The following is a 12,995-nucleotide window of genomic DNA, read 5'->3' on the forward strand; positions in this document are numbered from 1 at the left end:
TGCTCCTCCCGTTACGCCCTCGTACCGAAGTAGTGTCAAAACCTTTCCTTTTTGGTAAGGTTTTGACATGTCTACAGTGACTAAGCTCGATGTATTGCGCGAGATCGCGATGGATCAGCATGGGTATGTCACGACGGCCGAGGCGCTTGGCGAAGGCATCACGCACGCCGATCTGTCGAAGATGGTGACGCGGGGGCGATTGTTCAGAGCAGGGCACGGCGTGTATCGGGTGCCGCAGATTCCCGTAACCGAGTTCGACCAGTATCGCCTCGCACTGCTCTGGTCGGGCGTCGATGGTGCGGTGCTGAGTCACGATACGGCGCTGCAAGCCTGGGAAATCTCGGACATCAACCCGGCGCGCATCCATCTCACGGTCCCTCGGGGACGTCGATTGCGCCGCACTGGCGGCGACGGCTACATCATCCATTACGAAGACATTGTGCCGGGGGAGGTCACGTGGTGGCAGGAATTGCCCGTTACTGACGTGCCGACGACGATTGCTCAGTGTATTCGGTCCGGTGTGCCCACCTATCTATTGAGACAAGCGATTGACCGTGCTGGGCGAGGCGGGCAGCTCGACCCCGAGCGGCAGATCGAACTCGTGCGCACACTGGAGGAGCGAGATGGACGCCGATGACGTGGAGAACTTTGCGGCTTCGTTGAAGAACTTGGACCCCAAGGATAAGGAACCCACCAACGCTCGTGTGCTCGACGGCTGGATTGCGCAAGCACGCGACCGTCTCGATTCATACGGGCCGCGACTCGGGTGGCTCGTTGCAGCCACCGTCGTGACCGCCGCGCTGCAACGTGCCGTTGATGAAGACGGGCGCTCACTGTTCCTACTCAAGGGTGGGACGATGCTGCAGTACCGCCTGCCAGGGATGTCCCGTACGACACAGGACATCGACGGCCTCGTACGTGGAGACCTCGACGACTTCCTGCAAAAGCTCGACGCTGCGCTGGCCCATCCCTGGGGTCCACTCGTGATGACGCGCGGTGAGGTGCTGGAAGAGATCGTGGTTCCTGCCCGGATTGTGAATCCTCGTCGCTTCGACATCAAGGTCACCTTCAAGGGTGTGACGTGGCGACGCGTGAAGGTTGAGATCTCGCACGACGAGGGCGGTGCTGGTGCTCGACCGGAAGAGATACCCTCACCATCACTCGCGGGGTTCGGCCTGCCGACCCCAGATCGACTCATCGGCCTGTCGATGGCGTACCAAATTGCCCAGAAGATCCACGCTAGCACTGACCCGCACGATCCGCCGCGCCTGGTTAATGACCGGGCTCGTGACGTTGTAGATCTGCTGTTGCTGCGCGACCTCACGACTCGCACCGGGCACCCTGCGCTGGGGGAGATCCGAAACGCGGTGATGGACATCTTCACTGCACGAGCGGTCGAAGCGGAAGTCGCAGGCATGCCGCCGAGGATATGGCCAACGATGTTGACAGCTCATCCCCATTGGCGCGAGAGCTATGCCGACGCCGCAGGGTCTGCGGGAGTCGCGCTTGATCTGGAAGACTCGGTTGTCGAACTCAACGAATGGCTGCTTACGCTGCACTGACCACTCAAACATGAGCGGGAATTGGGGTGTGCGTCTGCCGCTGGAAGTTGCACCCGGGCGGCGCCCCGCCCAATACGCCCACAGAGAGCGTCGCACCGGCACCGGCGCGCACCAGATACGCTGGAGGCTATGAACTCAGCAGCGTTGACGATCGGTTTTGTGATGCTGCACACGTCTCCGCTCGACATTCCGGGTACCAAAGACGCGGGCGGCATGAACGTGGTCGTGCGCGCTCAGGCCGAAGCGCTTGCCCGCGCGGGGCACGACGTGCGCATCTACACACGCCGCAGTGACGAAGAATCCCCCGCCCGCGTCGAAGTGGAGCCCGGGCTTGTGGTGATTCACCTCGACGCCGGCCCCGCCCGGCTGCTCGCGAAGGGCGAGCACGAAGGCGTGATGGACGACTTTGGGCACCAGCTCGACAAGGCTCTCGAGGGCGACAGCGTCGACCTGCTGCACGCCGAGCACTGGTTCTCTGGCATCGCCGCCCTGTCGGTCGCCCGCGGCCGCGGGATCCCGCTCGTGCAGAGCTATCACTCCATCGCCGCCGAGGCCGACTCGCCGCTCACCGACGGCGAGCGGCCCGAATCTCCCGGCCGTCTGGCCGGTGAGAAACTGCTCGCCCGCGAAGCCGATCTCGTGATCGCGGTGAGCGAGGCCGAGCGCCAGACGGTGATCGAGCGGCTGGGAGGGGATCCGGATCGAGTACGCGTGGTCGCCCTGGGTGTCGACACCGAGCTTTTTTACCCGTGCGCCACCCGCGAGTGCGCCGAGCAGCGTGACTGGATCGGCCGCGGCGGCCGACCCGAGGTGATCATGGTCGGCCGGTTGCACCCGCTCAAGGGTTTCGACCTGATCATCGAGGCGATGGCGCTGCTGCCAGAGGCCTCGCGGCCCGTGCTGCGCGTCGTCGGGGCACCACCGCCCGACGGTGACGACTACGCGCGCGGCCTGCACGAGGCGGCCGCCCGCCACGGCATGCTCGGCACCACCGCGTTTGATGGCGCGCTGCGGCGCTCTGAGCTGTCAGAGCGCATTCGTTCGGCTGCGGTCATGGTCGTCCCGTCGCACTCTGAGACCTTTGGGCTCGTGGCGCTCGAGGCTGCCGCATCGGGCGTGCCCGTGATCGCGCGCTCCACGGGAGGCCTGCGGGAGGCCGTGATCGACGGCGAGACGGGTGTGCTCGTCACCGGCGATGACCCGCAGATGTGGGCGACCGAGATCGCGCAGCTGCTGGGCGATGCCTACCGCCTCGCCCGTATGGGCCAGGCGGCGCGTGCGCACGCGCTCGAAAGTAGCTGGGCCGCGTCGGCCGAGCGGCTCATCGAGACGTACGCCGCGATCTAGCGAGCGACGAGGGTTGTCGAGAACGAGTAGAGGTCGGGGCGGTAGCAGTGGTGCCCCGCCTCGATGACCCGGCCACCCTGGTCGAACGCCACGCGGTCCATCGTCAGTAGCGGGCTGCCCTTGGCGATGTCGAGCAGCTCGTGCTCGTCGCCCTGGGTGCGTCGCGCACCGATCGTCTGGTTAGCGATCTTGATGGTCACACCGCGGGCGCGCAGCATCTCGTAGAGCCCCTGGCGCTCAAGCTGCTCGGCCGTAATGTCGGCAAACTCGGGCGGTAGTAGGTTCTCGAGCACCGCCATGGGGGTGCCGTCGGCGCTGCGCACTCGCCTGATGCGTGTGACCTCGGTGCCCACCTCTACGTTGAGGCGCTGCGCGGTCTCGGCGTCGGCCGCCACACGTTCAAGTGACAGCACGCGCGTGGTCGGCCGCATGCCGGTGTGGCTGAGATCCTCATGCAGGCTCGTCAGCTCGACGGGCCTACTCACTCGCGCCTGCACCACCTGCGTTCCGATGCCACGGCGGCGCACCAGCAGCCCCTTGTCGACGAGCTCCTGGATCGCCCGCCGCACGGTGGGGCGCGATAGCCCCAGCTTCTCGCCAATCGAGATTTCGTTCTCGAGGCGTGCCCCCGACGGAATCGTGCCGTTGCGAATCGCCCGTTCGAGGCGACTCGAGATCTGGTAGTACAGCGGCACAGGGCCGGTGCGGTCAAGATCGGTGAATAGCTCTGCGGGCCACACTGGCTCGGTGCTCATAAGGTGCTCCTTGAGTGGACCAGCGCGACGTCGGGCGGCCCGTTTTCATGCATTGTACTGACAACATTACAGCGAATGTGTGTGATCTTGAGGCACAACGCGTCATTCGTGCTATTGTTAGGACAAATGCAGCGACGCACCTGGCGTCGTAACGCGCAAGGAAAGGCGGCGGCTGAATGTCGGAACAACGACGTCCTGATGACGTGCTCGTAATGGGACGCCTCGGCGTCGATGTCTACCCTCTGCAGGGAGGTGTCGGCCTCGAAGACGTGACGAGCTTTGGCAAGTACCTCGGCGGCAGCGCGGCCAACGTGTCGGTGGCCGCGGCCAAGTACGGCCACAAGAGCGCACTGATCTCGCGCGTCGGTGACGACCCCTTCGGCAAGTACCTACTGCGCGAACTCGACCGCCTCGGCGTCGACCCCCGCGAGGTCAAGACCGACCCGCAGTACAAGACGCCCATCACGTTCTGCGAGATCTTTCCGCCCGACGACTTTCCGCTCTACTTCTACCGCGAGCCCAAGGCTCCGGATCTCGAAATCGCGCCCGAGGATCTCGACGCAGAAGGGATCCGGGCCGCGAAGATCCTGTGGCTCACGGTCACGGGCCTGAGCCAAGAGCCGAGCCGGGCGGCGCACCACGCGGCGCTCGCGGCGCGCGGCCGCCGCTCGCACACGATCCTCGATCTCGACTACCGTCCCATGTTCTGGGAGCACCCCGAGGAGGCGAGCGCCCAGGTCGCTCAGGCTCTCGAGGGGGTCACCGTTGCCGTGGGTAACAAGGAGGAGTGCGAGGTCGCCGTCGGCGAGACTGAACCAGATCGTGCGGCAGATGCGCTGCTCGAGCGCGGTGTCGAGCTGGCGATCGTGAAGCAGGGCCCCAAGGGCGTCATGGCCAAGACGCGCGACGAGCGCGTCGAGGTGCCGCCCTACTTCGTTGATGTGGTCAACGGGCTCGGCTCGGGCGACGCGTTTGGTGGCGCGCTGTGCCACAGCCTTCTCGAGGGCTGGGACCTCGAGCGCATCTTCAAGTTCGCCAACGTGGCCGGCGCGCTCGTCGCGACCCGCCTGGAGTGCTCGACGGCGATGCCCACCGCGCAAGAGATCGAAGAAATCCTGAAGGGATCGGCCGCATGACGCTCGAACGCTCACCGCTCGACTTTGCTTCGCTGCGCGAACTGCGCGCCGCACACCCCGCCGCGATCGCCGAGAAGCTTGCGACCCGCAAGCGTCGCGACGTGATTCAGGGCGACGGCAGGCTCTTCATCGTCGCCGCCGACCACCCGGCCCGCGGCGCGGTCGCGGTCGGTGCAAACCCGACCGCGATGGCTAACCGCTACGACCTGCTCGAGCGCATGGCGATCGCACTGTCACGCCCCGGCGTCGACGGCGTGCTCGGCACCCCCGACATCATCGACGACCTCGCGGCGATGGGCCTGCTCGACGACAAGATCGTCGTGGGCTCCATGAACCGCGGCGGCCTGCGCGGCGCGAGCTTCGAGCTCGACGACCGCTACACGGCCTACGACATCGACTCGATGGTGCGCGACCGGCTCGACTTCGCGAAGACGCTCATTCGCGTCGACCTAAACGATGCTGGCACCGCTTCGACCCTCGAAGCGACGGCCCGCGCCGTCGACGATGCCGCGGCCGCCGGGCTGCCCATTATGCTCGAGCCGTTCATGAGCCGCCGCCTCGACGGCAAGGTTGCGAACGACCTCACCGCCGACGCCGTGATCCTGTCGACCGCGATCGCGTCGGGCCTCGGCAACTCCAGCGCGTACACGTGGATGAAGCTGCCCGTCGTGCCCGAGATGGAGCGCGTCATGGAGGCCACCACGATGCCGACGCTGCTGCTCGGCGGCGACAACGGCGGTGACCCCGACGAGACGTTCGCGTCGTGGGAGGCGGCCCTCGCGCTGCCCGGCGTGCGCGGCCTGACGGTCGGGCGCACGCTGCTCTACCCCGCCACCGGCGACGTTGCACAGGCCGTCGACACCGCGGCCCGGCTCGTGCATACTGGCCTCGCGTAGGTCTCTTCCCAACAACTTCCGGATCGCGCCCACCCGGCGCCCCGCCCCCTGTAGGCGCGATCCGGCACCCACCAAAATTCACTCGACAGAGAGGCACAGATTATGAGCACCGAGAACGTCACCGTCGTTCCCCACTGGATCGATGGCGCGCGCAGCGAGTCGACGTCGGGCCGCACCGCGCCCGTACACAACCCCGCCACCGGAGAGGTCGTGCGCGAGGTTGCGCTCGCAAACGACGACGAGATCGCAGCGGCGATCGCGTCGGCCCAGAAGGGCTTCGAGACCTGGAGCGCGCTGTCGATGGCGCGCCGCCAGGCAGTGATCTTCAAGTTCCGTGAGCTGCTGAACAACAAGAAGACCGAACTCGCCGCGATCGTCACCGAGGAGCACGGCAAGGTGCTCTCGGACGCGATGGGCGAGATCGCCCGCGGCCAGGAGGTCGTGGAGCTCGCAACCGGGTTTCCGCACCTCATCAAGGGCGGCTTCTCAGAGAACGTCTCGACCGGCATCGACGTCTACACGCTGAAGCAGCCGCTCGGCGTCGTCGGCATCATCTCGCCCTTCAACTTCCCTGTCATGGTGCCGATGTGGTTCTTCCCCATCGCGATCGCCGCGGGCAACGCTGTCATTCTGAAGCCCTCAGAGAAGGACCCCTCGGCCGCGATCTGGATGGCAGAGCTGTGGAAGGAAGCGGGCCTGCCCGACGGCGTCTTCACCGTGCTCAACGGCGACAAGCAGGCCGTCGATGGCCTGCTGAACGCCCCCGAGGTGCAGTCGATCTCGTTCGTCGGCTCGACCCCCATCGCGCAGTACATCTACGAGACCGCCGCCAAGAACGGCAAGCGCGTGCAGGCGCTCGGTGGCGCGAAGAACCACATGCTCGTGCTGCCCGACGCCGACCTCGACCTCGTCGCTGACCAGGCAATCAACGCCGGCTACGGCGCCGCGGGCGAGCGCTGCATGGCGCTGTCGGTCGTGCTCGCGGTCGAGCCCGTCGCTGACGAGCTGATCAGCAAGATCGAAGAGCGCATCGCGAATCTCGTCGTGGGCAACGGCGCGACCGGCGCTGACGGCTCGACGCGTGAGCCGGATCTGGGCCCGCTGATCACCGCCGAGCACCGCGCGAAGGTGTCGAATTACGTCGACATCGCCGAGGCCGACGGTGGCCGCATCGTCGTCGACGGCCGCAACTGCCAGGTTGACGGTCACGAGGACGGGTTCTTCTTTGGCCCGACCCTGATCGACAACCTGTCGACCGACTCGCGCGCCTACACCGAAGAGATCTTTGGGCCGGTGCTGCAGGTCGTACGCGTGGAGTCGTTTGAAGAGGGCGTCTCGCTCATCAACTCGGGCCAGTTCGGCAACGGCACCGCGATCTTCACGAACGACGGTGGCGCTGCGCGCCGGTTCCAGCACGAGATCCACGTGGGCATGGTGGGCATCAATGTGCCGATTCCCGTGCCGGTCGCGTACCACTCGTTCGGTGGCTGGAAGGCGTCGCTGTTCGGTGACGCGAAGGCGTACGGCGTGCAGGGCTTCGACTTCTTCACCCGCGAGAAGGCGATCACGAGCCGCTGGCTCGACCCGGCCAAGCACGGCGGCATCAACCTGGGCTTCCCCCAGAACGACTAAGCATCACCCTGGATCCTGCGACTCGTGCCTCGCGCAGGATGACGTAGAAGTGGTGACCCCCTCCGTCATCCTGCGGGAGCGGCCCACCCCGTCATCCTGCGGGAGCAGCCCACCCCGTCATCCTGCGGGAGCGGAGCGAGTCGCAGGATCCAGACCAGCAAGCAGTAACGAGAGGTAGAAGCACATGACTGAGCAGGCAACGCAGGCCGAGCGCTGGTTTCATTGCCGCGGCGCACTCGCCGAGGCTGGCTGGGAGACCGTCGTCGACGAGCGCACCCCCGGCTGGGCGCACACTGGCCTGCGGGTCGCCCGCCTTGTCGAGGGCGAGTCGATCGAGCTCGCGGGCACCGGCGTAGAGCGGCTGGTCGTGCCGCTGTCGGGGTCGTTCGAGGTCACACACGGTGTCGCTGCCGCTGACTCGACTGTCGCTAGCGGGCAGGCTGGCGACACCACTGGTGCTCCCGAGACGACCGTGCTCGCGGGCCGCCGTTCGGTGTTTGATGGCCCCACCGATGTGCTTTACCTCTCGGCCGCAAGCCAGGCAACCGTCACCGCCCGCACCGCAGGCGAGACCCGCTTTCTCGTGGCGACCTCTCCCACCGACATCGTGCGCCCGTCGGCGTACATGCCGGTGGAAGAGGTGCCCGTCGAGCTGCGCGGCGCGGGCGCCTCGAGCCGCCAGGTGCACAACTTTGGCCGCAAGGAGTCGCTCGACGCGGCCCGGTTTATCGTCGTCGAGGTGATCACGCCGTCTGAAAACTGGTCGTCGTACCCGCCTCACAAGCACGACGAGCACCTGCCCGGCCACGAGTCAGAGCTTGAAGAGATCTACTACTTCGAGGTCGCGCCGACGAAGGGCGCCCCCGCCGAGGTGAGCGAGGAGCACGCCTTTGGCATGTTCAGCACCTACTCGTCTCCCGCGGGCCCCATCGACATTGACGCCCGGGTGTTCACCGGCGACGTCGCCCTCGTGCCCCACGGCTACCACGGCCCTGCTGTGGCAGCCCCCGGCTACGACATGTACTACTTGAACGTGATGGCCGGCCCCGACCCCGAGCGCAGCTGGCTGATTAGCGACGACCCGGCCCACGGCTGGGTGCGCGACACATGGGAGGGGCAAGAGTTTGACTCGCGCCTGCCCTACGGCACCACCCCCGAAACTTCCGAGGAGACCCGATGAACACCCGCCGCATGACGGTCAGCCAGGCGCTGGTCGAATTTCTCGCCAACCAGTGGACCGTGGACCGCGACGCCCAGGGCAACGAGATTCGTGAGCGCACGATTCCCGGCATGTTTGGCATCTTCGGTCACGGCAACGTCGCCGGCATCGGCCAGGCGCTGAAGCAGGCCAACGCCCTCAACCCCGACGCGATGCCCTACTTCCAGGCCCGCAACGAGCAGGCGATGGTGCACCAGTCGGTCGGTTACGCCCGCATGCATCGCCGCCGCGGCACCTACGCCTCGGCCGCCTCGGTCGGCCCCGGCGCGACCAACCTGCTGACGGGTGCCGCGCTCGCGACCACCAACCGCCTGCCCGCATTGCTGCTGCCCAGCGACACGTTTGCGACCCGGGTTGCTGATCCGGTGCTGCAGCAGCTTGAGCAGCCCCACGACATTGGCCTCACGGTCAATGACGCGTTTCGGCCCGTGTCGAAGTTCTTCGATCGCGTGCAGCGCCCCGAGCAGCTGTTCTCGATCGCGCTCGCCGCGATGCGCGTGCTCACCGACCCGGCAGAGACCGGCGCCGTGACCATCGCGCTGCCCGAGGACGTGCAGGCCGAGGCGATGGACGTGCCCGAAGAGTTCTTGCAGCCGCGCGAGTGGCGCATCAGGCGGCCGCGGCCCGACCGCGACGCGTTCGCGCAGGCGCTCGAAGCGATTCGCGGCGCGAAGCGGCCCATGATCATCGCGGGCGGCGGCGTGCTGTACTCCGACGCCGAAGCGCAGTTGCGCGAGTTCGTCGAGGCGACCGGAATCCCGGTCGGTACCTCGCAGGCGGGCGGCGGCGTGCTCGCGTGGGATCACCCGCAGTACCTCGGCGGCGTGGGCGCGACCGGCACCCTCGCGGCGAACCGCATGGCGGCAGAGGCCGACGTGATCATCGGTATTGGCACCCGCTACAGCGACTTCACCACGTCTTCGCGCACCGCGTTTCAGCACCCGGGCGTGAAGTTCGTGAACATCAACGTCGCGTCGTTTGACGCGTATAAGCACGGCACGCAGATCGCTGTCGTGGCCGACGCCCGCGAGATGCTCGTCGAGCTGATCGGTGCCCAGGGTGAAGGCTCCGAGAGCGACCTGCGTGTCGAACCTGCCTATGCCGAGCGCATTGCCGCGCTGAAGGCGGAGTGGGACGCGCTCGTCGACCAGGCGTTCGAGCCCTCGGGCCTCGACCTGCCCGGCCAGCCCGAGATCATCGGGGCGGTGCAGCGCTCGTCTGACCCGCAAGACGTGATCGTGCAGGCGGCCGGATCACTGCCCGGAGACCTGCACAAACTGTGGCGCGTGCGCGACCCGCTCGGCTACCACGTCGAATACGCGTTCTCGTGCATGGGGTACGAGATCGCGGGCGGCATGGGCGCCAAGCGCGGCCTCACGGCGGCCGGCGATGACCGCGACGTGATCGTGATGGTGGGCGACGGCTCGTACCTGATGCTCAACACCGAGCTCGTGACCGCGGTCGCCGAGGGCATCAAGATCATCGTCGTCCTGATTCAGAACCACGGTTACGCATCGATCGGGCACCTGTCTGAGACGGTGGGTTCCGAGCGCTTTGGCACCTGGTACCGCGCCTACGACCCCGAGACGAAGAACTTTCAGGGCGACGACATTCTGCCCGTCGACCTCGCCATGAACGCCCGCAGCTACGGCATGGACGTCATCGAGGTCGAGCCCGGCGCGAACGCGATCACCGATCTCGAGGCGGCCATGGCGGTGGCGAAGGGGTCAGATCGTTCGACGTTCATTCACATCAACAGCGACCCGCTGCTCTACGCGCCCGACGGCGCGGGCTGGTGGGACGTGCCGGTGCCGCAGGTGTCTGAGCTCGACTCGACGCAGCGCGCTCGCGGTGAATACGAGGAGCAGGTCGCGGCTCAGAAGTCGCTGCTGGGCTAGGCCCGCGTTCGTACGCTCCGGATCAGTGCCGTGCGCTCCGGATCAGTGCCGTGCGGCCAAAAGTGGGTGTTATCAGGACCGATAACACCCACTTTTGGCCGCACGGTGTCTTGGTGTCACCAGACAACCACGCGGGGGCGCACGGCATTTGCACCCAAATGTACGTGCGCAGCGTGCTGCGGGCGTGTGGGGTGGCACGATCCGGCCTTTTGGCCTATTGTCATATCAAAGGTGCGACCGCAGGGGCCGCGCCACGTATGAGCGCAAACGATGGAGTTTAAATCGTGAATGATCAACTGGCCAAAAACTCGGGCCTGCGCATTGGCACCGCCCCCGACTCGTGGGGCGTCTGGTTCGCAGACGACCCGAAGCAGGTGCCGTGGCAGCGGTTTCTCGACGAGGTCGTCGAGGCGGGCTACGAGTGGATCGAGCTGGGCCCCTACGGCTACCTACCCACCGACCCCCACCAGCTGGAGGATGAGCTCGGCAAGCGCGGGCTGAAGCTGTCGGCCGGCACCGTGTTCACCGGGTTTCACAAGGGCGAAGACGAGTGGCAGCGCGCCTGGGACCAGGCACTCAACGTGGCGGGTCTCGCCTCAAAGCTCGGCGCCGAACACCTCGTCGTGATCCCAGACCTGTGGCGCAGCGACGCGACCAGCGAAGTGCTCGAGTCGCGCACGCTCACCGACGAGCAGTGGAAGAAGCTGGGCGCGGGCCACGACCGCCTCGGTAAGGCACTGCTCGAAGAGTTTGGCATGAAGCAGCAGTTCCACTCGCACGCCGACAGCCACATCGGCACCACCCGTGAGGTCGTGCGGTTTCTCGACGAGACCGACGAGCGCTACACGAACCTGTGCCTCGACACGGGCCACTTCGCGTACTACGGCGGCGACAACGTGAAGCTGATCGAAGAGCGCCCCGAGCGCATCGGCTACCTGCACCTCAAGCAGGTCGACCCCACCCTGCTGTTTGACGTGCTGAAGAACGACACCCCGTTCGCTGACGCGGTCAGCCAGGGCATCATGATCGAGCCGCCGCACGGCATCCCCGATCTGGCGCCCGTGATCGAGGCCGTCGCCAAGATCGACTCCGAGATCTTCGCGATCGTCGAGCAAGACATGTACGGCTGCTCTGTCGACACCCCCGCACCCATCGCCAAGCGCACCCGCGAGCACATCTTCGGCTGCACGCACCTCGCGCGCATCAGCTAACCACCCGGTCACTCCGCGCGAGCGGGTTACTGAAATTGTCATCCTGCGCGAGCGGGTTACTGAAATTGTCATCCTGCGCGAGCGGGTTACTGAAACTGTCATCCTGCGCGAGCGGGTTACTGAAACTGTCATCCTGCGCGAGCGAAGCGAGTCGCAGGATCCATACCAAAGGAACTACCTATGACTAACGAACTGCGCGTCGCCGTCGTCGGCGCTGGCATGATGGGCGCCGACCACATTAAGCGCATCACGCACCGGATCGCCGGGGCCCGTGTCTCGGCCGTCGTTGAGCCCGATGCTGGCCGCGCTGCTGCGGCCGCCGCAAACGCTCCCGGTGCCCTCGTGTTTGCGAGTGTCGAAGAGGCCATCGCCGCCGATGCGCTCGACGCCGTGCTCATCGCGGTGCCAGGCCAGTTTCACGCGCCGGTGCTGCGCCCCGCGCTTGAGGCGCGGCTGCCGATCCTGTGCGAGAAGCCGCTGACGCAGGATTCAGCGAGCTCCTGGGAGGTGCTCGAGCTCGAGCAGCAGCTCGACAAGCCGCACATTCAGGTGGGCTTTATGCGTCGCTTTGACGCGGAGTACCAGCAGCTGCGCGAGCTCGTTGAAGCGGGCACGAGCGGCGACCTGCTGATGGTGCGTGCGCTGCACCGCAACCCGTCGGTGCCCGACAGCTACACGAACGACATGCTCATCACCGACTCGGTGGTGCACGAATTTGACGTGGTGCCGTGGCTCGCGGGCTCGCGCGTGGTGAGCGTCGAGGTGAAGTACCCGCGACGTAACTCGCACGCCCCCGAGCGACTCAAGGAGCCGATCCTCGTGATCATGGAGCTCGAGAACGGCGTGCTCGTCGACGTCGAGATGAACGTGAGCGTCGCTTTCGGTTACCAGGTTGCCACCGAGGCCGTCTTCGAGCAGGGTGTCGCCCGGATCGGGCAGCCGGCTGGCATGCAGCGCTGGGAGGCTGGCAACTTCATCGTGAAGGAGCACGAGAGCTTCGTCACGCGCTTCGCGGCCGCCTACGACGCACAGATTCAGCGCTGGGTCGATGCGGTGCGCCGCGGCGACCTGGTCGACGGCCCGAACGCGTGGGACGGTTACCTGGTTGCGCTGTCGTGCGAGGCAGGCGTGAAGGCCATGCACGAGGGCGGCGTCGTGCCGGTCGAGGCGCCCGAGCGCCCCGCGTTCTACGCCTAAACAGCCGGCTCACCCGCCTCCCCGTCATTCTGCCTTCCCTCCCCGTCATTCTGCGCGAGCGAAGCGAGTCGCTGTGAGTATTAAGTTGGCTGGTCTGGGACTGGCTGGCAGGCTAGGCACTGGCCGTTGATTCTCACTCCCG

General features: G+C 66.4%; 11 protein-coding genes. 10 read left to right on the forward strand and 1 reads right to left on the reverse strand.

Features of this window, described 5'->3' with window-relative positions:
* Positions 1-76: 76 nt before the first annotated feature.
* The 3 genes from ACXR2W_RS13655 to ACXR2W_RS13665 all read left to right on the forward strand — a co-directional run bounded on the left by ACXR2W_RS13655 (position 77) and on the right by ACXR2W_RS13665 (position 2,909).
* Positions 77-637 carry a type IV toxin-antitoxin system AbiEi family antitoxin domain-containing protein gene (locus tag ACXR2W_RS13655; protein ID WP_458816863.1) on the forward strand — a complete coding sequence of 187 codons (561 nt, stop codon included), beginning with the start codon at positions 77-79 and terminating at the stop codon, positions 635-637.
* Positions 624-1,562: a nucleotidyl transferase AbiEii/AbiGii toxin family protein gene (locus tag ACXR2W_RS13660; protein ID WP_458816861.1), complete on the forward strand. Its 939-nt coding sequence runs from the start codon at positions 624-626 to the stop codon at positions 1,560-1,562. The genes ACXR2W_RS13655 and ACXR2W_RS13660 overlap by 14 nt, the downstream gene beginning before the upstream one ends.
* 129 nt (positions 1,563-1,691) lie before the next feature.
* A complete protein-coding gene (locus ACXR2W_RS13665; RefSeq protein WP_458816859.1) occupies positions 1,692-2,909 on the forward strand; it encodes a glycosyltransferase in 1,218 nt (405 codons plus the stop codon).
* Here ACXR2W_RS13665 and ACXR2W_RS13670 read toward each other — a convergent pair.
* Positions 2,906-3,664: a GntR family transcriptional regulator gene (locus ACXR2W_RS13670; RefSeq protein WP_458816857.1), complete on the reverse strand. Its 759-nt coding sequence runs from the start codon at positions 3,662-3,664 to the stop codon at positions 2,906-2,908. The genes ACXR2W_RS13665 and ACXR2W_RS13670 overlap by 4 nt on opposite strands.
* A gap of 176 nt (positions 3,665-3,840) precedes the next feature.
* Between ACXR2W_RS13670 and iolC the strand changes: the two genes are divergently transcribed.
* The 7 genes from iolC to ACXR2W_RS13705 all read left to right on the forward strand — a co-directional run bounded on the left by iolC (position 3,841) and on the right by ACXR2W_RS13705 (position 12,853).
* Positions 3,841-4,800 carry a 5-dehydro-2-deoxygluconokinase gene (iolC, locus tag ACXR2W_RS13675; RefSeq protein WP_458816855.1) on the forward strand — a complete coding sequence of 320 codons (960 nt, stop codon included), beginning with the start codon at positions 3,841-3,843 and terminating at the stop codon, positions 4,798-4,800.
* Positions 4,797-5,696 carry a class I fructose-bisphosphate aldolase gene (locus ACXR2W_RS13680; RefSeq protein WP_458816853.1) on the forward strand — a complete coding sequence of 300 codons (900 nt, stop codon included), beginning with the start codon at positions 4,797-4,799 and terminating at the stop codon, positions 5,694-5,696. Before iolC ends, ACXR2W_RS13680 begins: the two co-directional genes overlap by 4 nt.
* A gap of 102 nt (positions 5,697-5,798) precedes the next feature.
* Positions 5,799-7,328 (forward strand): CoA-acylating methylmalonate-semialdehyde dehydrogenase, encoded by a 1,530-nt coding sequence (locus tag ACXR2W_RS13685; RefSeq protein ID WP_458816851.1) that lies wholly within the window; start codon positions 5,799-5,801, stop codon positions 7,326-7,328.
* Between the two features lie 184 nt (positions 7,329-7,512).
* Entirely contained in the window at positions 7,513-8,508 is a 996-nt protein-coding gene (gene iolB, locus ACXR2W_RS13690; RefSeq protein ID WP_458816849.1) for a 5-deoxy-glucuronate isomerase, read from the forward strand.
* On the forward strand, positions 8,505-10,445 hold the full coding sequence (iolD, locus tag ACXR2W_RS13695; RefSeq protein WP_458816847.1) for a 3D-(3,5/4)-trihydroxycyclohexane-1,2-dione acylhydrolase (decyclizing): 1,941 nt from the start codon (positions 8,505-8,507) through the stop codon (positions 10,443-10,445). Before iolB ends, iolD begins: the two co-directional genes overlap by 4 nt.
* A 284-nt stretch (positions 10,446-10,729) precedes the next feature.
* Positions 10,730-11,656, forward strand: a complete 927-nt coding sequence (locus tag ACXR2W_RS13700) for a sugar phosphate isomerase/epimerase family protein (protein ID WP_458816845.1) — start codon at positions 10,730-10,732, stop codon at positions 11,654-11,656.
* A gap of 180 nt (positions 11,657-11,836) precedes the next feature.
* Entirely contained in the window at positions 11,837-12,853 is a 1,017-nt protein-coding gene (locus tag ACXR2W_RS13705) for a Gfo/Idh/MocA family protein (RefSeq protein ID WP_458816843.1), read from the forward strand.
* Positions 12,854-12,995: the final 142 nt, after the last annotated feature.

The organism is Leucobacter faecis (assembly GCF_054456695.2).

Excerpts from the sequence above, each read along its gene's own strand:
- ACXR2W_RS13660 (WP_458816861.1), top strand. The coding sequence starts at position 624 with ATGGACGCCGATGACGTGGAGAACTTTGCGGCTTCGTTGAAGAACTTG.
- ACXR2W_RS13665 (WP_458816859.1), top strand. The coding sequence starts at position 1,692 with ATGAACTCAGCAGCGTTGACGATCGGTTTTGTGATGCTGCACACGTCT.
- ACXR2W_RS13670 (WP_458816857.1), bottom strand. The coding sequence starts at position 3,664 with ATGAGCACCGAGCCAGTGTGGCCCGCAGAGCTATTCACCGATCTTGAC.
- iolC (WP_458816855.1), top strand. The coding sequence starts at position 3,841 with ATGTCGGAACAACGACGTCCTGATGACGTGCTCGTAATGGGACGCCTC.
- ACXR2W_RS13680 (WP_458816853.1), top strand. The coding sequence starts at position 4,797 with ATGACGCTCGAACGCTCACCGCTCGACTTTGCTTCGCTGCGCGAACTG.
- ACXR2W_RS13685 (WP_458816851.1), top strand. The coding sequence starts at position 5,799 with ATGAGCACCGAGAACGTCACCGTCGTTCCCCACTGGATCGATGGCGCG.
- iolB (WP_458816849.1), top strand. The coding sequence starts at position 7,513 with ATGACTGAGCAGGCAACGCAGGCCGAGCGCTGGTTTCATTGCCGCGGC.
- iolD (WP_458816847.1), top strand. The coding sequence starts at position 8,505 with ATGAACACCCGCCGCATGACGGTCAGCCAGGCGCTGGTCGAATTTCTC.
- ACXR2W_RS13705 (WP_458816843.1), top strand. The coding sequence starts at position 11,837 with ATGACTAACGAACTGCGCGTCGCCGTCGTCGGCGCTGGCATGATGGGC.